Here is a 22298-nt window from a genome sequence, read left to right as displayed (position 1 = left end):
GCCGCCCCGAAAGGAACCGATGACCAGCGAATCGCACGACTGGGCGCCCTATCCGCGGTTGGCGGACGCGTTGCGGGCCTACCTGCGCGACGCGGACGCCGCCCTGGACGCCCTCGCCGGGGTGGTCGACCCCGACGACGTGCGGGCGTTCACCTGCGAGCGGGTCGAGTCGACCCAGCCCTGGGGCGAATCGCTCTGGCAGGAGGTCGCCGTCACCGACGGTCGCCGACTGGTGCTCTGGCACGGCGAGGACGAGTGGAGCGAGGACACCGACCCGACCGGCACCGGGGAACGCACCTTCTCCTCGTCGCTGCGGACGGTGCCGTTGTCGGCCATCGTCGACCAGGGGCTGCGGCACCGGTTCCGGGTCGAGGCGGACGGCACCCGCACGATGTACAGCGTCATGCTCTACCTGGCGACCCAGACTCCGGAGCGTTCGCTCACCGAGCTGTCCGAGGCCACCGAGACCCGCACCGTCCAGTACGTCGAGACCTACCGGTTCTCCAAGTCGGTGAACGACGGGGGCCTGGCTCAGATGCAGCGGCTGCTGCAGTTCGGTCGTGCGCTGTCCCGATTCGCCGACGCCCCGACGAAGGAACGAGGAATGCGATGACGTCCCCGCGACCGGTCAGCGGCCGGCAGTTCGAGATCAGCCACGGCGGGGCCCGGGTGCGGGTCGGGGCGGTGGCCGCGGTGCTCCGCGAGTTCAGCGTGGACGGCGTCCACTTCACCGAGACCTGGCCGGACGATCTCGTCGCCCCGATGGGGTGCGGGATGGTGCTGGTCCCGTGGCCGAACCGGGTCGACGGCGGCCGGTGGAAGCACGGCGGGAAGACCCAGCAGCTCGACCTGACCGACCCGGGCAACGGGCACGCCACCCACGGTCTGCTGCGCAACACCCCCTACGAGCTGGTGACGCAGACCGACAGTGCGGTCACCCTGGCGGCCAGCGTCTACCCGCAGCACGGATACCCGTTCACCCTGGACACCAGCGTCACCTACTCCCTCGGCCCGGACGGGCTGACCGTGACCCACCAGATCGCCAACGTCGGCGACGCGCCCGCGCCGTTCGGTGTCGGGGCGCACCCCTACCTGCGGGTCGGGGACGTCCCCGCAGCCGACCTGACGCTGACGGTCTCCGCGCAGGCGTGCGCGCCGACCAACGACCGGTTGCTCCCCGAACCGGTGCAGCCGGTCATCGACGGCGGATGGGATCTGCGGGACGGCCGGCGGGTCGGCGAGCTGGACTTCAACCTCGCGTTCACCGACTTCGCCGCGCGGGACGGCCGGGTCGAGCATGCGCTCGACGCCCCCGACGGCACGGGCCTGCGGTTGTGGGCGGACGACGTCTTCCGGTGGCTGATGGTCTACACGCCGGCCGACTTCCCGGGTAGCGGCCCGGCGGAGCAGCGGCGGCACGCGGTGGCGCTCGAGCCGATGACCAGCCCGGCGAACGCACTGGCTTCCAAGGTGGACCTGCTGATCGTCGAGCCGGGCGAGAGCTGGACTGGGAGTTGGGGTCTGCGGCCGGTCGGGTTCTGACCCCGGGCGTCGGAGTCCGCCCGGTTCGAGGTGCCCGGCTCGATGCGGTGAGGTCGGCCGATCGGTTTCGGTGATGATGGGGTCATGGCAGTGGACCGGGAGTTGCGGGCGCAGCGGCTGCAGGCGGTGCGGCAGCGGCTCCTCGACGGAGCGAACGGCCTATTGGAACAGGGAGCGTGGCCAGAGGTCACCATCGAGCAGATCGCCGCGTCGGCGGGTGTGTCACGGACGGTCTTCTACCAGCACTTCGCCGATCGCCAGGAGTTGCTGCTGACCCTGTTCGGCGGCATCGCCGCCGACCTGACCCACGTGGCGGACGACTGGATGGTGATGGGCGGGGCCGACCCGTCGGCCGAGCACGGCCGGAGTCTGCGGCAGCTGGTGGGGGTCTTCCAGCGGCATGGACGCCTCCTACAGGCGGTCCGGGATGCCGCGGTGTCGGATCCGGAGGTCGCCGCCGCCTGGGAGCGACTGTCGACGGGGATCGTCGAGGAGACGACCGTCGCGATCGAACGGGATGTCGCCCAGGGGCACACGCGGGTGGACGACCCCGCGGAGATGTCGCGGGCGCTGACGGCGATGATGGAGAACCACCTGCTCCGGTCGTTCGGCCGGGCCCCGTTCCCGGACCCCGACGCGGTCGCTGCCACGCTGACCACCGTGTGGGTGCGCACCCTCTACGACGGCCGCTGACCCCCGCCGTCGATCGGCCGCCTGCAGTGTGGTCGGCGAGTTCCGAAGCCTTCACCGCACCCCGCTCCACAGTGTCCGCTCGATGTGGGGGAATGCTCTTGACTGGTAGTTTGACACCGTGTCACAGTTGCGGCGGCCGGAGACTTCCGTCGCCGTCGAGCGGTGAGTGCGGTTCGGGAAACGGGGACGCCGTGGTGGCACGAGTCGCGGGAGGCGGGGTGGCCGGGTCGCTCGCGGCCGGGGGACGCGCCCTGCCCGTGCCGGTTGCCGGCTTCACGCCGGTGGCGGGGCGAACAGACGGGGGCCGGGGGGTTGGTTCCGGGTGGGGCCGGGGGATGCGTCGAGCGGTATTGGCGGGGCTGGCCGCGGTAGTGGGGGCGCGGTCATGACGGTGGCGACGCAATAGGTTGGTGTCACGGGGGTGGCGGCCGAGTGCGGTGTCGACCGGAGCCGTCGCCGCCGGCAGGCCCCACCCGGGCTCGTTCACCCTGCGCCCTCGACGCCCCGGCGAGCCGCCCGCTGCCGCGCCATGGGCGAGACGCGGAGCTGGCCGGCGGCGCCGGCCTGACCGACCTCCGCCGGCCGTTCGCCTTCCACCCCGACGGCGGCGAACGGTCGGCGGAACCACCCCAGCGGCAGCGGCGGCGGTGGTGACCTCCACCCACTTCGCGACCCGAGAAAGCATGTGCTCCTGGCGATCGCGAGGTCGTGAGCTTTGCTCACGACTTTCCCACGCATCATGGTGGTCGGTGCGCGCACCGCCGGGAACCGTAGCCCCGTGAACGCCAGCCCAGCATCGACCCGCGACCTTCTCGGCACGGGACCGGCCGCCTCGGAACGAGATGGGACGCGGTCGTCGCCGCAGTCGATCGCAGTTCGGGACGTCGACGGGTTCGTCGATCTGGACGACTACGGTGTCGTCGGCAACGGCTGTGGTGTCGCGGTCATCGCTCTCGACGGCGGTGTCGACTGGTGGGCCGTTCCCCGTCTCGACGCCCCGCCGGTGTTCTCGGCGCTCCTGGACCCGGTCGACGGCGGCCGCTGCTCGCTGCGTCCCGTCGATCCCCGGGCCGAGGTCGTCCGTCGCTACCTCCCGGGGACCAACGTCCTGGAGACCACCTACCGCACCGTCGACGGGACGGCGACGGTCGTCGACTCGCTGAACGTCGGCAACGCCGGCGCCCTGCCCTGGAGTGAACTGGCCCGCCGCGTGACGGGGGTGACCGGAAGCGTGCGCTTCGCGCTGCACGTCGCGCCCGGGACCGGACTGGGCCGATGGGGACCCTGGACCGAGGACGACTCCCGCGGGGCGCTGCTGCACGCGGGGGACACCACTCTGGCGGTGCGCGCGCCGGACGGGGTGGAGCTCGATGTCCAGTCGCTGTCGGTGCGGGCGCACTTCGTCGTCGGTGCGGGCGAGCGGTGCGTCATCGGCGTGGTCGCGTCGGCCGACCGCCCGCTGTTCCTGACCGGTGTCGATGCCATCGACGCCCGCATCGATCTGTCGGTGTCACGGTGGCGGCAGTGGAGCGACCAGGTCTGCTGGGACGCCCCCCGCCGGGAACAGGTCGTGCGCAGCGCGCTGGCCCTCAAGCTGCTGCTGATGTCCGAGACCGGCGCCATCGCCGCGGCGGCCACCACCTCGCTGCCGGAGATGGTCGGCGGCCCCAAGAACTGGGATTACCGGTACTGCTGGATCCGTGACACCGTCCTGACGGTCGACGCCCTGTCGGTGTGCGGCTTCGAGGAGGAGGTGCACGCGGCGGTCTCCTGGCTGCTACGCACCATCCGCCGGCACGGTCCGGACATCCACGTGATGTACACGCTCGACGGCGATCTGCTCGAGACCAGCAGTCACGCAGCGGTTCCCGGTTACCGTGACAGCCGACCGGTGATGATCGGCAACGACGCCATCTCGCAGGTCCAGCTCGGTATCTACGGCGAACTCTTCGGCACCGTCGCCAAGTGGGTGGCCGACGGACACGTGCTCGACGTGACCTCGGCCCGCCAGCTGGCCGACCTGGCCGACCGGTGCGCCGACGTCTGGCGGCACGACGACGCCGGTATCTGGGAGTTGCAGCAGAACCGGCCCTACACATCGTCGAAGATGAACTGCTGGCGGGCGTTGGACGCCGCCGCGCGGCTGGCCGCCGACGGCCATCTGGCCGGCCCGGCGCACCGGTGGCGGGCGGCGGCTGATCGGATCCACGCCTGGGTCGACGAGCACTGCTGGTCCGAGCGCAAACAGGCGTACACCTTCTACGCCGGCACCGACGAGCTCGACGCGTCCGTCCTGCTGGCCGCCGGGTACGGGTTCGACACCGGTGCCCGGATGAGTTCGACCATCGACGCGATCGTGGCCGAACTGGGGGTCGGTCCGCTGGTCTATCGCTACAGCGGGGTCCACGCCGAGGAGCAGACGTTCGTGGCCTGTGCGTACTGGCTCGTCGGCGCTCTGGCGATCGTCGGCCGTCTGACCGAAGCCCGTTGCCGGATGGACGATCTCGACCGGATCGCCAATCCGCTGGGCTTGCTCGCCGAGATGAGCACCCCCGGCACCTTCGCGCTGACCGGCAACCTGCCGCAGGCGCTGAGCCACCTGGCTCTCATCAACGCCGCCGCCACCCTGCGCGACGCCGAACAGAAGGAATCCGCATGATGGACCAGCGTCGCATCGCCGTCGTCACCGGCGGGTCGGCCGGCATCGGCCGGGCCACCGTCCGCGAGTTCGCCGCCGCCGGGTACGACGTCGCCGTGCTCGCCCGGGGTCATGCCGGCGTCGACGCGGCGGTATCCGAGGTGCAGCGGGCCGGCCGACGAGGCCTGGCCCTGTACGTCGACGTGGCCGACCGGGAGGCGGTGGAGGAGGCCGCCGATCGGGTCGAGCGGGACCTCGGGCCGATCGATGTCTGGGTCAATGTCGCGTTCGCCGGGTCGTTGTCGTACTTCTGGGACACCACGCCGCAGGAGTTCGAGCGGATGACCGAGGTGACCTACTACGGGCAGGTCAACGGGACCCGGGCCGCTTTGCGGTACATGCGGGAGCGGGACCGGGGCGCCATCGTCAACGTGTCCAGCGCGATGGCCTACCGGTCGATCCCCCTGCAGTCGGCCTACTGCGGGGCCAAGCACGCCATCAAGGGACTGACCGAGTCGATCATCACCGAGCTCCGGGCCACCGGTAGCCACGTGAGCATCGGGTTGGTGACGCTTCCCGGGGTCAACACCACGCAGTTCGACTGGAATCTCAACAAGATGCCCCGCCACCCCATGCCGGTGCCGCCCATCGTGCAACCGGAGGTCTGTGCCCGGGCCATCCGCTTCTCGGCCGAACACCCGCGCCGCAACATGTGGGTCGGGATCGCCACCGCCTACACCGTTCTCGGCAACCGGGTGGCTCCGGCGTTCGTCGACTGGTACCTGGGCCGGACCGGCGTGAAGTCCCAGCAGACCGATCAGGACACGCCCCGCTGGGGGTCGAACGTCTTCGAACCGCGCGACGAGCAGACCGATCGCGGCGCGCACGGGGCGTTCTCGGAAAAGGCGGCCACTCGGGACCCGGTGTCGTTCGCGGCCCGGCATCGACGGGCGGGCCTCGGCGTCGGGGTGGCCGCGGCCGTCGCCCTGGCTGCGACGACCCTGCAGCGGCGGCCGCGATGAGGACCGTGCGGCCGATCGAGATCGCCCGCGCCGGTTGGGGTCTGGCCCTGTTGGTCGCACCGGGACCGGTGCTGCGGAACTTCCACGGCGTGCGGGTCGATCGCAGGAGTCTGGTCGTCGCCCGGGTGCTGGGGGCGCGGCATCTGACGCAGGCGGTGCTGTCCGGCGTCGACCCCAGTCCGGAGGTGCTGGCCATGGGGGTGTGGGTCGACACGGCGCACGGGGCCTCCGCGGTCGGGCTGGCCGCGGTCGACCACAGCCGCGTCCGGGGCGGCCTGCTGGACGCCGGGCTCGCCTTGACCTGGGCCCTGGCCGGGTACCGGGCCCTCCGACGTCCCGATGCTCAGTCGCCACGACACGATCGTCGTCGGGACGCGTTGGCCCGAAAGGTCCTTCGGTACGTCCCGGGCGGACGTCGACTGCAGCTGGCCGCCGGCAGCTGACCGGGTCAGCGGTGGTTCGGCCTCAGCACAGCCCCACCGACGAGGCGCCGAACCGGGCCTGCTCCTGGGTGAACTGCTCGCCGTGTTCGGAGGACAGCTGGTCGATCATCCCCTGGCAGGACATCGCGGTGAACTCCGAATAGGACTTGGCCGACTGCGCTGCCTCCGCGTTCCAGTCCACCGTCAGGCTGTCCACGGCGGCGGTCGCGTCCTCGACCGAGAACTTCTCGCCGTACTCGGACGACAGCTGGTCGATCAGGCCCTGCCGCGAGAAGCCGCTGTACTCCAGGTAACTCTGGGCGGACCGGACGGCGGACCGCTGGGAGGCCGACATGCCCGACCCGGCGGCGGTGTCCGCGGCCGGGGTGGCCGGGGCAGCGGCGGTCGTCGACGCACGCTCGGTGGTCGCCGCTGCCGCTGCGGCCTGCTCGGTCACCGTCACCGGCGGGGCCGTCACGGTCGACGCGTCGGCGGTCGTCGTCGTCGTGACCTTGACGGTCGAGGGGGCCGTCTTGGTGACGGTCACCGGATCGGCGGTCACCGTGACCGCGGCCGGCGCGGCGGTTCCGGTCGGCGCGGAACAGCCGGTCAACAGCACGGCCCCGACGGCGAGAGCGGTGGCGATCACGGGGCGCAGCAGGCGCAATTCGGACATGCGAACAGAATGCGGGTTTGCCTCGGCGTTCGAGGTCCAGGTCACCCGGCCGGGGCGGTGGTGATGACGTTTTTCAGTCCACGGGGGAACCGGGGACGACCATGGTCGCGGGCGGTCACTCCATCGTGACAGCGGAGTGGTTCACGCTGCGTAGCCGTCGGTCCCGCAGCTGGCCCAGCACGTCCGCGCCGCCCAGCAGGACGTCGAGAGGCCGGCGGCGTGGGACGGTCAGGTCCGGACCCGGCGGCCCATGAGGAGCGCGGCGCCCGCGAGGATCTCCGCGGCCTGGATCGTGTACACCGAGATCCGTTCCGGGATCCCGTCGACATCGCCGCCCATGGTGATCAGAAGGGAGAGGGAGGCGCCGATCCCGAGGGCGCCCATCGCGATGAACGTGGCCCCGAGGCCGCGGCGGCGACGGAACAGGTCGACGCCGACGACGATCGCCGCGGCGTTCCCGCCGCCGATGGCGAGCACCGCGCCCAGTCCGTGCAGCGCGCTGGTGGTGGCCGTCGTGTCGATGCCGGAACTGTGGAACAGCCCCACCAGGCCGTTTCCCACCCCGTGGAGGACGGCGAGGATCAGGTAGGCCCACCGTGCACGTGGCCGCCGGATCACCGGCCGCAGCAGCAGTGCGGCGAGGACGAAGACCGCGCCGTGGACCAGGAATGCCGTGTTCATCAGCCCGTGCAGAGGCGAATCGATCAGTCGTCCGCCCGACTCGACGACATCGGGGACGCCCAGATCGCTGATGTAGTTGCGGCGGTAGCTGTAGGCGGGGGCGCGCCACGCAGCGGCCGTGATGGCCTCCGACGCGAGGTAGACCACCGCGTTGGCGATCAACAGCACTGCGCCGACGGTGTAGCGGGCGTCCCGCCGATCCGGCTCGACACCATCGGCCGGTGCTGCCCTTTCGACGCTCACGCCCGCAACCGCCGCAGCGCCTCCTCGCGCTCGGCCTTGTGGTCGACGATCGGCTGCGGGTAGCCGTTCGGCGGGCCGTCCGGGAGCTCCCACGGCTGGTGCACCTTGCCGCCGGGGACGTCCCGCAGCTCGGGCACGTAGCGGCGCACGTAGTCGCCGTCCGGGTCGAACTTCTCGCCCTGGTTGGTGGGGTTGAAGACCCGGTAGAACTGCGACGACCCCGGCCCGGAGCCGGCGACCCACTGCCAGCCATGGTTGTTGGACGAGATGTCGCCGTCGACCAGGTGCTCCATGAAGTGGGCCGCGCCGCGCTGCCAGGGGATGTGCAGGTCCTTGATGAGGAACGAGGCGGTGCCCATCCGCACCCGGTTGTGCATCCAGCCCTCGGCCAGCAGTTGCCGCATCCCGGCGTCGATGTAGGGGTACCCGGTCTTCCCCTGCTGCCAGGCGGCGAAATGCTCGTCGGCGTCCTGGCCGTCGTCCCACTGCATGTCGTCGATCGACTGGTCCAGGGACGTCCACAGCTTGTCCGGCCGGTGATAGGTGACGTCGGCGTAGAAGTCGCGCCACGCGATCTCCTGACGGAACGTCTCCGCCCCCTTGCCGGTCGTCCCGTCGATCCCGGCCAACAGGGTCCGCGGATGGATGCAGCCGTACTTCAGGTACACCGAGAGCCGGCTGGTGCCGTCCTTGTCCGGCCGGTTGCGGTCGTCGTCGTAATCGGTGACCAGCTTGCGGAAGTCCTTCCAGCGGGCCAGTGCGGCGGCCTCCCCGGGCTCGGGCAGTTCCACGTCGCCGACACGGTGGTCCACCGCGTCGATCCCGTACTGCTTCAGTCCGGAGTCCTTGGCCACGTCCTTCGGGGCCAGCCAGGTCGCGTCCTTCGCCGCGCTCGCCGAGTCGGCCGGCTTGCGCCAGCCGTGCTGCTGCCAGGCCTTGTAGAACGGCGTGTAGACCGCGTAGCGGGTGTCGTCGGACTTGCGGACCCGGCCGGGGGCGATGGCGTACGGGGACCCGGTGGTCACCCACTCGACGTCCTGATCGGCCAGCTTCTGCTGGACCCGTTCGTCCCGACGGACCCCGTACGGCAGGTAGTCGGCCGAAGCGTGCACGCTGCCGGCGCCCAGGGCCTTGGCCAGCCGCGGGATGGTGGTCTCGGCCTTGCCGTGCACGACGAGCAGGTTGCCGCCGAGCTGTTCGTCCAGGGCGGCCAGGGCGCCGGCCAGGAAGTGCCGCCGCGGGGCGCCGGAGGACTGCAGCAGCCGGTCGTCGACGACAAAGACCGGGCAGACGCCGGCATCCCCCGCCGCCTCGATCGCGGCCGACAGGGCCGGGTGGTCGCCGACCCGCAGGTCGCGGCGGAACCAGAGCAGGGCAGGGGCGGACGAGCGCTCGGTCATGCCTGCGCTGTTCCCCGCACACGCCCCGGCCATCGCCCGACGCGGTCACGCCTCGCGTTCCGGGGCTCGCCGCGACCGGGGCCTCCCGCGACTCGGTAAAGACGGCCGCCAATTCGGCGCGGAGACGGCGTGTTCCGCCCAGTCGCGCAAGGAGTGGGGGCTGGTGACGGCGTGTTGCGCCGAGTCGCGGGTCAGGTCAGATTCAGGTCAGGTCGGACGGCGACTGCGCCACAGCCCGACGATCAGCGCGAGACCCCAGAGGGCGAACAGCGGATCCCACAGCGCGGCGTGCCCCCACATCGCGGCCGGGTCGTAGCCGCCGTCCGGGCGGATCACCCCGCTCAGCACCAGTCCGGCCACCACGGCGTTGCCCCCGCCGTACAGCAGCAGCCCCGCGCCGCCGGCCCACTCCAGGGCCCGCCAGAACCGGCGCGACCCGGGCCAGCGACCGGATTCCACCAGCAGCGGAACGACGGCGCCCAGGGCCTTGACCAGCGCGATCGCGCCCAGGGCCAGACCGGCGGCGACTGGGGCGGAGGCAGCCAGGTCCACCGCCCAGGCGCCGACGGTGTCCAGCAGCCACCGACCACCGAGCGCCCAGTACAGGCTGGCCGCGGCGTGCAGCAGACCGGCCAGCGCGGCCAGACGCAACCAGCCCCGACCGCGGGTGCGGACGGGGCTGGCTGAGGAAGAAGGGCGGGCCGTCGAGTCGATTGAGATCAGCGGGCCGAGAGATCGACGTAGTCGCGCTCGGTGTAGCCGGTGTAGACCTGCCGCGGGCGGCCGATCTTGGTCGACGGGTCCTGGATCATCTCGCGCCACTGGGCGATCCAGCCGGGCAGCCGGCCGAGGGCGAACAGCACGGTGAACATCCGGGTCGGGAAGCCCATCGCCTTGTAGATCAGGCCGGTGTAGAAGTCGACGTTCGGGTACAGCTTGCGCTCGATGAAGTAGTCGTCGGAGAGGGCGATCTCCTCGAGCTGCTTGGCCAGGTCGAGCAGCCGGTCGTTGACCCCGAGCTCGGTGAGCACCTGGTCGGCGGTCTTCTTGACCAGGGCGGCGCGCGGGTCGTAGTTCTTGTAGACCCGGTGACCGAAGCCCATCAGCCGGACGCCGGGCTCGCGGTTCTTGACCCGGGTCACGAACTCCTTGATGTCCAGGCCCTCGCGGTCGATCTTCTCCAGCATCTCCAGCACGGCCTGGTTGGCGCCGCCGTGCAGCGGGCCGAAGAGCGAGTTGATGCCGGCGGAGACGGAGGCGAACAGGTTGGCGTGCGAGGAGCCGACCAGCCGGACCGTCGAGGTCGAACAGTTCTGCTCGTGATCGGCGTGCAGGATCAGCAACTGGTCCAGCGCCTTCGCCAGCACCGGGTTGACCTCGTAGGGCTCGGCCGGGAACCCGAACGACATGCGCAGGAAGTTCTCGACCAGACCCAGCGAGTTGTCCGGGTACAGGTACGGCTGACCGACGCTCTTCTTGTAGGCGTAGGCGGCGACCGTGGGCAGCTTGGCCAGCAACCGGACGGTCGACAGCTCGACCTGCTCCTGATTGAAGGGGTCCAGCGAGTCCTGGTAGAAGGTCGACAGCGCGCTGACCGCGCTGGACAGCACCGGCATCGGGTGCGCGTCGCGGGGGAAGCCGTCGAAGAACCGCTTGAGGTCCTCGTGCAGCATCGTGTGCCGCTTGATGCGGCTCGTGAACGTGTTGAGCTGGTCGGCCGTCGGCAGCTCACCGTTGATCAGCAGGTAGCTGACTTCGGCGAACGTCGACTTCTCGGCCAGCTGCTCGATCGGGTAGCCCCGGTAGCGCAGGATGCCGGCGTCGCCGTCGATGTAGGTGATGGCCGACGTCGTCGACCCGGTGTTGGTGAACCCGGAGTCCAGAGTGATGACCCCGAGCGAGCCGAGCAGCTTGGAGATCTCCAGGCCGGAGGCGCCCTCGGTCGCCGGGACGTACTTCAGGTCCAGTCGCTGACCGTCCACCTCGATGGCTGCCTGCGGGGTCGCGGCGCCGTCCGCTGTCGCGGCACCGTCGGCCGGCGGCGCCGGGGTGGGGGTGGACTTCTCGGTGACCTCTGCCATTGCGACTCGCCTCTCGTTCCAGCGGGGGCGGCCCGCTCGGCGTCGTTTCCGACGAGCGGGCCGGGACGTGCGGGGGAAGGATGCGAGGACGACCACGAGGGCCAGGAGACCGTCGTCGTCGCCAGCGCAATCCTGACGATGGACTGCTACGGGCCGTCTGTGCTGCCGAGGCTACTGGCCGGCGGGCGGTGCTCGTGCCGCGGGTCGCCTTCCGGTGACCGTTCGAAGCGGCCGACGGGGCCGAACACCGGCGTCAGGGGCCGGTCCGGTGGTGCGGTTGTGACAGCCGTCTCACCGGGAGCGGGGTCGGAAGGTGCGATGGCGGCGGGCGGGTCTGGCCCGGACGCACCACACACCCGAAGGGCGGGCACGATGACGTTGACCCTGGCCGGCATCCTGGCGGAGTCCGCCGGTCGTTATCCCGACCGGACGGCCGTCGTCCTGGGGACCGAGCGGGTCAGCTACCGCGAACTGTGGGAGCAGACCCGGCGGTATGCGGCCGCCCTGGCCGAGCAGGGGGTGGGCCCGGGTGACCGGGTCGCCGTCCTGCTGCCGAATGTGCCGGACTTCCCCCGGGTCTACTACGCGGTGCTTTCGCTGGGCGCCGTCGTGGTCCCGGTGCACGGGTTGCTGGTGGCCCGGGAGATCGCCTACCTGCTGCGCGACTCCGGGGCCCGTCTGCTGGTGACCGGTGGGCCGCTGCTCGCCCAGGGTCGGCCGGCGGCCGCCGAGGTCGGCATCCCCGTGGTGACCGTGATGAACGGTGCGACGGCTCCGGACGGCGATGGGCCGGAGACGGCGGTGGACCGTCGGGCGGCATCGCTCGACCCGGTCGACGCCCTGGTCGGCCGGGAGCCGCAGGACGAGGCGGTCATCCTCTACACCTCGGGCACCACGGGCTTCCCGAAGGGCGCGATGCTCACCCAGCTCAACATGACGATGAACGCCTGGGTCACCGCGAACTCGGTCATCGACCTGCGCCCGGACGACGTCATCCTCGGCTGCCTGCCGCTGTTCCACTCCTTCGGCCAGACCTGCGCGATGAACGCCGGGTTCCTGGCCGGCAGCACGCTGGTGCTGATGCCCCGGTTCGACGGGGCCGGCGCACTCGCCCTGCTGTCCACCGAGCGGGTGTCGGTGTTCATGGGGGTCCCGACGATGTACATCGGCCTGCTGGCCGCGGCCCGGCAGGTGCCCGACGGCCCCCCTGCCCTGTGGCTGCGCAAGGCGGTGTCCGGCGGGGCCAGCCTGCCGCGCGCCGTCCTGGAGTCGTTCGGCGAGACCTTCGGCGCGGACGTGTACGAGGGGTATGGGCTGTCGGAGACCTCACCGGTGGCCACGTTCAACCAGGAGATCTTCGGCCGGCAGCCGGGCACGGTCGGGCGGCCGGTCTGGGGGACCGAGGCGCGCATCGCCGCGGCTGACGTGGAGGGGCGCATCGAGTTCCTGCCCGTCGGCGAGGTCGGGGAGGTGGTGCTGCGCGGTCACCACATCTTCGCCGGCTACCTGAACAAGCCGGAGGCCACCGCGGCGGTGCTGATCGACGGGTGGTTCCGCACCGGTGACCTCGGCACCCTGGCCGACGACGGGTTCCTGACGATCGTCGACCGCAAGAAGGACCTGATCCTGCGAGGTGGGTTCAACGTCTACCCGCGGGAGGTCGAGGAGGTGCTGGCCACCCACCCCGGGATCGCCCAGGTCGCCGTCATCGGCGTACCGGACGCCACCCACGGCGAGGAGATCTGCGCCGTCGTCGTGCCCCGGCCGGCGGATGACGGCGCGGACGGTGAGCTGGAGGAGGCCGCGGTGATCACCTGGGCCCGGGAACGGATGGGCGGCCACAAGTACCCGCGTCGGGTCGAGTTCGTCACCGAGCTCCCGCTGGGCCCGTCGGGCAAGGTCCTCAAGCGGGAGTTGATCGCCCGGCGGTCGGCGGCGGAGAGCGCCGGGGGGTGACGGAACGACCGCGCCCCGGCCGTCGACCGCCCGGACCGGTGTGGTCAGCACCCGGATCACGCGGTTCGACGCTGTCACCGCATCACCGGGCCGCGCGCGGCCTCTGGCTGGACGGCGGCGCGCACAGCAGGGTGCGGCCGCCGGTCCGCGTCTTCAGCGGCCTCCCCGCAGCGCCCCACCGCCCGGCCGGTGGCGAAAGGATCGTCATGCCCGCGACGTCCCCGAGGTTCCGTCCGACCCGTGCCCGCCTCGGAGCGGCGACCGCCGGGCTCGCCCTGGCCGCCGTCCTCACCGCCTGTGGCTCCACCGTGGCCGGCACGGTCGCGGCCGCCGACCCCGGCACGGTGACGAACACGGTCCGACCGACGACGTCCGGCACGACCGCCCGGCCGACGACCGCTGCGTCCACCCCGACGAGCACCACCCCCACCGACGTCACCTTCGACAACGGGTTGACGCTCACCGAACTCCGGGGCGACCTGGACGCCGCCGTGACGGTCACCGACACCTTCTGGTCGACCCACTGGTCGGACTACTTCACCGGGGCCTACGTCGCCCCGACGGTCACCGGCCTGTACGACGGGCTCGCCGCGGGCACCGCCCCGACCTGCGGGGGCGAACCCCTGGAGGCGTACAACGCCTTCTACTGCTCGGCCGACGACAGCCTGGCCTGGGACGTCAATCTCATCGTCGACGGGTCGGCGCAGATCGGCGACAGCTTCCCCTACCTGGTGATCGCCCACGAGTGGGGCCACGCCGTCCAGGCGCGCCTGGACCCGAGTCTGGTCGCCGCCGGGTACGAACTGCAGGCCGACTGCCTGGGCGCGGCGGCCCTGTTCGGCGCCGCCGCCGACGGCACCCTGCAGTTCGACGAGGGCGACACCCGCGAGCTGGTCACCTCGCTCAGCGCCCTGGGCGACGAGATGGCCTGGGCCACCGAGGCCGATCACGGCGACTCCTTCCAGCGGGTCGGCTGGTTCGACCTCGGGCGCACCGGGGGAGTCCCGGCCTGTATCGCGGCCGCCGGCGATCCGGCCCGTGACACCGTCACCCAGACCCCGCCGCTCACCGTTGCCCCGTCCGCACCCGGGGGTGGTCCGGAGGCGGAGATGACCGCCACGGTGCCCTCGGAACCAACGGCGCCGCCGACCTCGTGAGCCGGGTCGGGTGACGTCGAGCGGCCCCCGGTCCGCGCGCGTGCCCTCCCACCTCGTCCGCACCGCCCGTGGCACCCTGGCCTGCGGGACGCCGCCGGATCGGGCAACCACCGCTGCCGTGCGACGTCCCGACCGGGTGGGTCCGCGGGGACGGGCCCGGACCAACGGGCCGCGGCGCGGCCGACGGCGGAAGAGGCGGCAGAATTTCGATGCGACCCCAACACCTGATCCTCGGGTTGGTGGCGGTACTCATGGTGGTGACCGGGGTGCTGGTCTACCAGGGCAACCAGGTGACCTCGGCGGCCACCGCCGGGGGTTCGTCGGCGACCTCGTCGTCCACCGACGTGTTCAACGGCCAGGACGACCCCACCACCGCCACCACGTTCGCCACCATGGCGCCGGCCGCCAGTCGCCCGGCGAGCAACGTGCCGATGACCAAGCTCGAGCCCGGTCAGCAGGCCCCGCAGTTCATCATCTTCAGCTTCGACGGCGCCGGCTCGCATCAGCGGTGGAACGAGTTCATGGCGGTCGCCGACCAGACCAACGCCCGCTTCACCGGGTTCCTGTCCGGGATCTACCTGCTCGGTGACCCGGCGAAGAACGCCAAGGTCTACACCGCCCCCGGCCACCAGCCGGGGAAGGCGTCCATCGGGTACGGCGGTCCCGAGGACGAGATCGTCACCGAGGTCAACGATCTCAACACCGCGTACTCCCGCGGGCACGAGATCGGCACCCACTACAACGGCCACTTCTGCAGCGACGCCCCGCCCGGCGGCAACCAGTGGGTGACCGCCGACTGGAACGCCGAACTCGGTCAGTTCTTCGATTTCGTCGAGAACTGGAAGACGCTCAACGGCTACTCCGACGCCCCCGACCTGCAGGTGCCGGTCAGCGAGATCAAGGGCGGCCGCACCCCGTGCCTGGAGGGCAAGTGGGACCAGCTGGCGCCGGCCTGGAAGAAGTACGGGCTGACCTACGACTCGTCGATCCCCGCCCCGTACAACGGCATCGCCTGGCCGGAGAAGCGGGACGGCATCTGGGAGTTCTACATGCCGCAGGTCTATTCGCCGGGCCTGGAGAAGATGACCACGGCGATGGACTACAACTTCTGGGCCCAGTTCAACGGCGCCCAGGAGGAGCCGAGTTCGGCCCCGGAACTGCGGAGCATCGTCAAGGGCACCTACGAATTCATGTTCGACAAGACCTACAACGGCAACCGGGCACCCATCCTGATCGCCAACCACTTCAACAAATGGAACGGCGACTCCTTCAACCCGCCGGCCATGGACTTCATGAAGGAGAAGTGCGGCATGGAGGGCGTCATCTGCGCCACCTACCAGGACGTCATCAAATGGATGGAACTGCAGGACCCGCAGGTGCTGGCCGATCTGCAGGCGCAGAAGCCGGTGGCCGGGCAGGCGCCCTGACCCGGACCTGACACAACCCCCTGCGGAGCCCCCTGACCCACCCGGGTCAGGGGGCTCCGCCGCTCTCCGGCCTACTGCTTCGCCTCGGCCCGGTCGGCGTTGGCGTGGATCGCGTCCCGCAGCCAGATGGCCAGACCGGGGGCGACGTCCTCGTAGGTACGGGTGAAACGCTTGTCAGCGACGTACATGTCGCCCAGGCAACGGTGCATCTGCGCCGAACAGTCGTAGAACGTCTCGATGGACCGCCGATGCTCCTCGGCCAGGTCCATCGCCACTGCACTATCCGGGGCCGCGCCCGAACGGAGCGCCTTCGCCAGCCGACGGTTGAGGTCGTCCATCTCCTGCTTGACCTCCATCCACCGCTGCTTGTCGAACGACGCGGTGCGCTGCTGGGACTGCGCCCATTCCGGGGTGTCGCCCCAGCGCTGCTGCGCCTCGGTCTCGTAGTCCGGGGAGTAGTTCGGCCCGAAGATCTCGAACTGTTCCTCCGGAGTCAGTTGCACGCCCATGGTGAGCGCCTCCATTTCCTTGTCGACCGCCGCGACCATGTGTTCCAGGCGTTCGATCCGCTCGGTCAGCAACTGACGTTGCCGCCGCAGATGCGCGGCGGCGTCGGCCGCCGGATCATCCAGAATGGTCGCGACCTCGTCGAGCGGGAAACCCAGTTCGCGGTAGAACAGGATGTGCCGGAGCCGCTGCAGGTCGGCGTCCGAATACTGGCGGTATCCGGCGCCGGTGCGGTCCTGTGGTTCCAGCAGACCGATCTGGCCGTAATGGTGCAACGTCCGGATCGTGACCCCGGTCAGTTCGGCCACCTGCCCCACCGTGAAACTCATGTCTCCCTCTCCCGTCGTCCGGCCGGTCGGCCGGACACGGACGACTGTGCGGCCTGACGTCGCGTCAGGGTCAAGTGTGTTCCGGAAGTCGCCGTCGACGCGAAGACGGAGGACGGCCCGGACCCGCCGCAGGGGCAGGACCGGGCCGTCGGGGATCAGGCTCTGGCCGGGAGCCGTCAGCTCGTCGAACCCGTGGGCCGGGTGAGGTCGTAGACGGTGGTGCCGCCGACGGTCTGCGCGGTGAAGTTCGCCTCGACCCAGGTCGAGATCTCGCTGCCGGACCCGCTGCCGCCGCCGCGCCCACCCATGCCGCCACCGGCGATGAAGTAGCCGATGTCGCCGTCGGCCACGTACTGCTGGAACTCGGCCAGCGTGGGGGAAGGGTCGCTGCCGGTGAAGCCGCCGATGGCCATCACCGCCGTGTCGGTGCCCAGGATGTAGGTGGCCGCCGACTGGGAGCCGATCGTCGCCGCCGACCAACGGCTGGTCGTCGCGTTGAGCAGCGCGACCAGTTCGCTGTTCGCGGTCTGTCCGCCGCCGCCGCCGAAGCCGCCGCCGGTTCCGCCGGTGGCTCCCCGGCCGTCGGTCGTCCCGCTGCCGTCGGTGGACCCGGTGCCGCCGGGTTGCTGCATCCCCGACTGACCGGTGCCGTCCGCGGCGGCGTCAGGTGCCGTCATTCCGTCGGGTGCCGTCATGCCTTCCGGCGGGGTCATGCCGTCGGGTGCCGTCACGCCTTCCGGCGGGGCCATGCTCTGGCCGCCGGTGGTGCCTGACTGCCCGGACGGCGAACCGGGCCCGTCGCTGCCGCCCGACAGCGAACCGGAGCCGTCCGTCGAGGCCGATCCGTCGGTGGCGCCGTCACCGGACCGCCGGCCGAAGCCGCCGTCGGTGCGGCCGAAGCCTCCGGTCATCCCGGTCCCGCCGCCCATGCCGCTGGAGTAGCCGGCCGGGCCGGACGTGGGGATCGAGCCGGTGTGCCCGTGCCCGGTGGTGGCCAGGGCCCAGGCGGTGGTACCGCCCAGCGCGGACAGCGAGCCGACCAGTACGCCGACCACCGCGAGCCGCCGCAGCGCCGCCGTCGACGCGACCAGGAGCGCGGCGCCGACGAGCGCACCGATCAGCACGACCCACCGCAACCAGGGCAGCCAGCCGTCGGCCCGGCCGAGCAGCACGAACGACCAGACCCCGGTGACCGCGATCATCAGTGCCAGGATCGATCGCACGACGAGACTGCTACGGCCGCGCCACAATTCGCGCGCCGAGATCGCGAGCGTCGCGGCGAGCGCGGGGACCATCGCGACCGTGTAGTACTGGTGGATCGTCCCCTCCATGAAGGAGAAGACGAGCGCCGTCACGACCAGCGACCCGCCCCAGAGGACGAGGGCCGCGCGGATCCGGTCGGTGCGGGGGTAGCGGCGGGTGAACCAGAGCCCGGCGAGCAGGCCGATGAGCGCGGCCGGCAACAGCCAGGAGATCTCGGAGCCGAACTGGGTGTTGAACAGTCGGGTGATGCCGGTGGCCCCACCGAACCCTCCGCCTCCACCGCCGAACCCGCCGGTCGTCCCGGTGGGCGCCGTCGCGCCGCCACCACCGTTGCCGTCGCCGCCGAAGATCCGGCCGAGTCCGTTGTAGCCGAGGGCCAGCTCCCACAACGAGTTCGTCTCGCTACCCCCGATGTAGGGGCGGGAATCCGCCGGCCACAGGGCCACCAACAGGACGAACCAGCCGGCCGAGACGACCACGGCCACCCCGGCAGTCAGCAGATGCCAGATGCGCGTCCCGAGCCTGGACTGCCCGGCCAGCAGGTAGGCGCCGGCCATGGCCGGCAGGACGAGCAGGCCCTGCAGCATCTTGGTCAGGAACGCGAAGCCGATGAGCACGCCGGCCAGCAGCAACCACTTCACTGCGGATCGGGCCCGGTCGCGGTCACACTCGATCGCCCGCACCACCGCGTACAGCCCGCCGGTCATCAGCAGCACGAGGAGCGCGTCGGGGTTGTTGAAGGTGAACATCAGTGCGGCCACCGGGGTGATCGCGACCAGCCCGCCGGCGATGAGCCCGGTCCGCGGGCCGGAGAACCGCTTCACCCCGGCGTAGACCAGATAGACCGTCGCCACCCCCATCAGCGCCTGGGGCAGCAGTATCGAGAACGACGAGAACCCGAGCAACCGGCCGGACAGCGCCATGATCCAGATCGAGGCCGGCGGCTTGTCGACGGTGATCGCGTTGGCGGAGTCGAGCGATCCGAACAGCAGCGCCTTCCAGCTCTCGGTGCCGGACTTGACCGCGGCCGCGTAGAAGTCGTTGGCGTAGCCGGACGCGGTGAGGTTCCACAGGTAGAGCACCGCGGTCGCGGCCAGCAACCCCCACAGTGCGGGGCGGACCCAGGCCGGCTGGTCCTGCGGGCCACGGACGAGCCGGGCCCAGCCGGTCCGCCGACGTCCGGACCCACCCGTCGATCCCGACGGAACGGGGGGAGCTGCGCCGTGGTCGACGGGTGGGTGGTCGGTCGAGGCCGGGAATCCGTGGTGGACGGATCCGGGCCCGCTCATCGGTCCGGTGGTCCGGCTGGCGGTGTCGGTCATCGTGGGGTCCTTCGTTCGTGCGGGTCAGCGGCCGGCCGGTTGCGCGGCGAGTGCGGGGCGGAGGCCACGTCAGGCGGCGGGGGTGGCGGGAGCGCGGTGCCGGAACACCCAGCTGCGCAGCAGGAGGAAACGGACGACCGTGGCGGCCAGGTTGGCCACCACCAGGACGGCGACCTCGATCGACGTGGGCGGGGTGGGGTTCGCCGCGGTCAGCAGCCACAGTGAGCCGCCGGTGATCAGCAGGCCGAGCAGGAACACCCCGAAACCCTGGGCCTGGTGGCGGACGGCGCCGTCGCGGCCGCGCACGCCGAAGGTCAACCGGCGGTTCGCCGCGGTGTTGCCCACCGCGGTGATGGCCAGCGCGAGGAGGTTCGCGACCTGCGCGCTCATCACGTCCCGCAGCAGCAGGAACAGCAGCAGGTAGGCCGCGGTGCTGAGCACACCGACCGCCGCGAAGCGGACGACCTGCCTGGTCAGTCCGGTGGGCACGCCCGGCGTGCCCGGATCCAGGGCGGACCGCCCGAGCTGGCGGCGGACCTCGGTCAACGGCAGCGCGCCGGTGGACAGGGCCCGGCCGACCCGCCAGACCCCGCGCAGGTCGTCCTTCGCGGTCTGGACGATGTCGACCCGGGAGTCCGGATCATCGGTCCAATCGACCGGGACCTCGTGGATACGCAGCCCCGAGCGTTCGGCCAGCACCAACAGCTCGGTGTCGAAGAACCACCCGGTGTCCTGCACCAGCGGCAGCAACTGCTGCGCGACCGGGCGGCGGATGGCCTTGAAGCCGCACTGCGCGTCGGAGAAATGCGCGGCCAGGGTGCCCCGCAGGATGAGGTTGTAGCAGCGCGAGATGATCTCCCGCTTCGGCCCGCGCACCACCCGGGAACCGCGGTGCAGCCGGGTGCCGATGGCCAGGTCCGAGTGCCCGGAGACGAGCGGGGCGACCAGCGGCAACAGGGCCGACAGATCGGTCGACAGGTCGACGTCCATGTAGACCAGGACGTCGGCGTCCGAGTCGAGCCAGACCTGCCGGAGCGCCCGGCCCCGGCCCTTCTGGGCCAGGTGCGTCGCCCGCACCTCCGGGAAGCGCCGGCTGAGTTCGGCGGCGATCGCCGCGGTGCCGTCGGTCGAGGCGTTGTCGGCGATGGTGATGCGAAAGCTCATCGGCATCCGCGTCGAGAGGTGGTCGTGCAGGCGCTCGACACAGCGCGGCAGGTCGACTTCCTCGTTGTAGACCGGGACGACGACGTCCAGGACGGTGGCGGTCGGACGGGAGCGTGGCCGGCGCGGGTCGCCGTCGGGGGTGACGTCCCCGGCCCGGCCGTCGGTCAACGTAACGGTCATGGTGATCACCGTCGGCGGCGGAGCTGTCCGCATCCCCCGGCGACGCTGTGCGGACCCTGAGCGACGCGAACCATCACTCGCGGGATCAGGTCCGCGACTGGGCCCGACACGCCGTCTTCCCGACGACGACGCGGCGGTCTTTACCGAGTCGCGGAGGACCGCGGGGTGGGGGAGGGCGGCGGGGGCGCGGGCGGTTCCCAGGCCAGGGCCACCGTCAGTTCGGCCACCACCTGCGGATCGTCCAGCCGGTCGCCCCACAGCTCCCGGAGCTGGCCGACCCGGTACCGCACCGTCTGCGGGTGCACGTGCAGGGCCGCCGCGACCTCCTCACGGCGACCACGCAGCAGCAGCCAGGCCCGCAGCGTCTCGACCAGACGCTCGGCCGTGCCGGACCGGACGTCGGCCAGCGGCGCGAGGGCCCGGCGCCGGAGATCCTCCAGGACCTCCGGATCGGCCGTCACCGCCAGCGCGACCAGGTGTTCCTCGGTGTCGATCAGCTGTCCGCCCGGCTGGGCCCCCGCCGGACCGCCACCCAGCAGCCGACGCGCACGCAGGGCCCGCCGGTAGGACGTCCGGACCTGCAGCCACGGCGTGGCCGGACCGAGGCACGCGTCGAGCCCGCGCAGTGCGGCGGCGGCGGCCACCCGTCCCGGGCCCTCGGCGTCCGGGACGAGCAGCACGGTGAGCTCGGAGTGCTCCTCCGGGGGTAGGCCGGGGAGTTCGTCGGTCCGCAGGGTGCGGTCGTCCAGCGTGGTCAGGGCCCGGGCGGCCTGTCGGGTGGGCAGCACCACGGCGGCCAGGCTGGTCGGTGGGCGCCAGTCGGCCCGTTCGGCGGCGTCGACCACCCGCTGTTCCGAGGCGCCGCCGAGCAGGGCCGTCACCAGCCGGGTCAGGTACCACTCGCGGACGCGACCGGTGGTGGCCAGTTCGTCCGCGTGCCCGGCGGCACTGGCTGCCGACAGCTCGTCGATGTAGGCGAAGACCAGCTCGGCGAACCGGGCCATGGTGTCCGCGCCGACACCCGTCTCCACCGCCGTGCGGGAGAACTGCCGCCAGGACTCCCGGGCCCCGATGCGGTAGGCCGCCAGCAGCGCCTCCATCGAGCGCCCGGCCCGGGCCTCGCCGCGGCCCAGGGCGTAGGCCCCGTCCAGCGCCGGGGTGCGCGGGCTGCGGACCCCGCCCCCGGACGAGCGGACGGCCAGGGTCAGGAATCCTCCGAGGGCGAGTTCGACGGCCCCCCGCATGTTGGCGCCGATCGGCCCGGCCAGGGCATCGGTGTAGGCGGGGACCTGGTCGATGATGGCCCGGACCGTCAGTTCGGCCAGCCGCGGGAGGCGGGCCCGCAGCCGTTCGACGGTGTCCGGTCCGAGGCGCAGCGGCTCGTCGAGGACGGCGGGGACGACGGCCACGCCCGGTGAGGGGGGCAGGTCCGTCGGAGGGGCGTCCGACCCGTCCGGGAGGGGGTTCCGCGCACGCAGGGTCAGCGTGGGGTTCGCAGCCTCGGTGGGCGATTCGAGAGGTTCGTTGGTGGGCACGTCGGACCCCGCTTTGTTCATTCCGCACAAGCTGAAGGTTGGATTTCACGTCACCGAGGC

General features: G+C 71.6%; 18 protein-coding genes. 9 read left to right on the top strand and 9 right to left on the bottom strand.

Features of this window, described 5'->3' with window-relative positions; all coding sequences use genetic code 11:
- The first annotated feature begins 19 nt into the window (after positions 1 to 19).
- The 6 genes from FDO65_RS10410 to FDO65_RS10385 all read left to right on the top strand — a co-directional run bounded on the left by FDO65_RS10410 (position 20) and on the right by FDO65_RS10385 (position 6338).
- On the top strand, positions 20 to 613 hold the full coding sequence (locus FDO65_RS10410; protein ID WP_137449227.1) for a hypothetical protein: 594 nt from the start codon (positions 20 to 22) through the stop codon (positions 611 to 613).
- Positions 610 to 1542: an aldose 1-epimerase family protein gene (locus FDO65_RS10405; protein ID WP_137449226.1), complete on the top strand. Its 933-nt coding sequence runs from the start codon at positions 610 to 612 to the stop codon at positions 1540 to 1542. Before FDO65_RS10410 ends, FDO65_RS10405 begins: the two co-directional genes overlap by 4 nt.
- Positions 1543 to 1626: 84 nt before the next feature.
- Entirely contained in the window at positions 1627 to 2235 is a 609-nt protein-coding gene (locus FDO65_RS10400; RefSeq protein WP_137449225.1) for a TetR/AcrR family transcriptional regulator, read from the top strand.
- 778 nt (positions 2236 to 3013) lie between these two features.
- Positions 3014 to 4894, top strand: coding sequence for a glycoside hydrolase family 15 protein (locus FDO65_RS10395; RefSeq protein WP_205849886.1), 1881 nt, complete (start codon positions 3014 to 3016; stop codon positions 4892 to 4894).
- Positions 4891 to 5895, top strand: a complete 1005-nt coding sequence (locus FDO65_RS10390) for an SDR family oxidoreductase (protein ID WP_137449224.1) — start codon at positions 4891 to 4893, stop codon at positions 5893 to 5895. Before FDO65_RS10395 ends, FDO65_RS10390 begins: the two co-directional genes overlap by 4 nt.
- Positions 5892 to 6338, top strand: a complete 447-nt coding sequence (locus FDO65_RS10385) for a hypothetical protein (RefSeq protein WP_137449223.1) — start codon at positions 5892 to 5894, stop codon at positions 6336 to 6338. The genes FDO65_RS10390 and FDO65_RS10385 overlap by 4 nt, the downstream gene beginning before the upstream one ends.
- A gap of 22 nt (positions 6339 to 6360) precedes the next feature.
- On the opposite strand, the gene FDO65_RS10380 is transcribed toward FDO65_RS10385, so the two are convergent.
- From FDO65_RS10380 to FDO65_RS10360, 5 genes are all read right to left on the bottom strand, one after another.
- Positions 6361 to 6993, bottom strand: a complete 633-nt coding sequence (locus FDO65_RS10380) for an Ltp family lipoprotein (RefSeq protein WP_137449222.1) — start codon at positions 6991 to 6993, stop codon at positions 6361 to 6363.
- Positions 6994 to 7221: 228 nt separating this feature from the next.
- On the bottom strand, positions 7222 to 7917 hold the full coding sequence (locus FDO65_RS10375) for a DUF998 domain-containing protein (protein WP_166442111.1): 696 nt from the start codon (positions 7915 to 7917) through the stop codon (positions 7222 to 7224).
- Positions 7914 to 9317, bottom strand: coding sequence for a cryptochrome/photolyase family protein (locus FDO65_RS10370; RefSeq protein ID WP_137449220.1), 1404 nt, complete (start codon positions 9315 to 9317; stop codon positions 7914 to 7916). The genes FDO65_RS10375 and FDO65_RS10370 overlap by 4 nt, the downstream gene beginning before the upstream one ends.
- Positions 9318 to 9524: 207 nt before the next feature.
- Positions 9525 to 9968 (bottom strand): DUF3995 domain-containing protein, encoded by a 444-nt coding sequence (locus FDO65_RS10365; RefSeq protein WP_137449219.1) that lies wholly within the window; start codon positions 9966 to 9968, stop codon positions 9525 to 9527.
- Positions 9969 to 10036: 68 nt separating this feature from the next.
- A complete protein-coding gene (locus tag FDO65_RS10360; protein ID WP_137449218.1) occupies positions 10037 to 11398 on the bottom strand; it encodes a citrate synthase in 1362 nt (453 codons plus the stop codon).
- Between the two features lie 372 nt (positions 11399 to 11770).
- Between FDO65_RS10360 and FDO65_RS10355 the strand changes: the two genes are divergently transcribed.
- The 3 genes from FDO65_RS10355 to FDO65_RS10345 all read left to right on the top strand — a co-directional run bounded on the left by FDO65_RS10355 (position 11771) and on the right by FDO65_RS10345 (position 15938).
- Complete coding sequence (locus tag FDO65_RS10355) at positions 11771 to 13354, top strand: long-chain-fatty-acid--CoA ligase (protein WP_137449217.1); 1584 nt, start codon at positions 11771 to 11773, stop codon at positions 13352 to 13354.
- 206 nt (positions 13355 to 13560) lie between these two features.
- Positions 13561 to 14511 carry a neutral zinc metallopeptidase gene (locus FDO65_RS10350; protein WP_137449216.1) on the top strand — a complete coding sequence of 317 codons (951 nt, stop codon included), beginning with the start codon at positions 13561 to 13563 and terminating at the stop codon, positions 14509 to 14511.
- A 209-nt stretch (positions 14512 to 14720) separates the two neighbouring features.
- On the top strand, positions 14721 to 15938 hold the full coding sequence (locus tag FDO65_RS10345) for a polysaccharide deacetylase family protein (RefSeq protein ID WP_137449215.1): 1218 nt from the start codon (positions 14721 to 14723) through the stop codon (positions 15936 to 15938).
- Positions 15939 to 16009: 71 nt separating this feature from the next.
- Here FDO65_RS10345 and FDO65_RS10340 read toward each other — a convergent pair whose 3' ends face one another.
- The 4 genes from FDO65_RS10340 to FDO65_RS10325 form a co-directional block, all read right to left on the bottom strand.
- Entirely contained in the window at positions 16010 to 16774 is a 765-nt protein-coding gene (locus tag FDO65_RS10340; protein WP_137449214.1) for a MerR family transcriptional regulator, read from the bottom strand.
- Positions 16775 to 16950: 176 nt separating this feature from the next.
- The gene (locus FDO65_RS10335; protein WP_240757525.1) at positions 16951 to 19359 is read right to left on the bottom strand and encodes an ArnT family glycosyltransferase; all 2409 of its coding nucleotides are present in this window, start codon (positions 19357 to 19359) and stop codon (positions 16951 to 16953) included.
- 69 nt (positions 19360 to 19428) lie between these two features.
- The gene (locus FDO65_RS10330) at positions 19429 to 20703 is read right to left on the bottom strand and encodes a bifunctional glycosyltransferase family 2/GtrA family protein (protein ID WP_137449213.1); all 1275 of its coding nucleotides are present in this window, start codon (positions 20701 to 20703) and stop codon (positions 19429 to 19431) included.
- A gap of 140 nt (positions 20704 to 20843) precedes the next feature.
- A complete protein-coding gene (locus FDO65_RS10325; protein WP_240757524.1) occupies positions 20844 to 22112 on the bottom strand; it encodes an RsbRD N-terminal domain-containing protein in 1269 nt (422 codons plus the stop codon).
- Positions 22113 to 22298 lie beyond the last annotated feature (186 nt).

It is taken from the genome of Nakamurella flava, from assembly GCF_005298075.1.
Classification (GTDB): Bacteria; Actinomycetota; Actinomycetes; order Mycobacteriales; family Nakamurellaceae; genus Nakamurella; species Nakamurella flava.
This window is presented reverse-complemented; position numbering and strand designations above follow the sequence as displayed.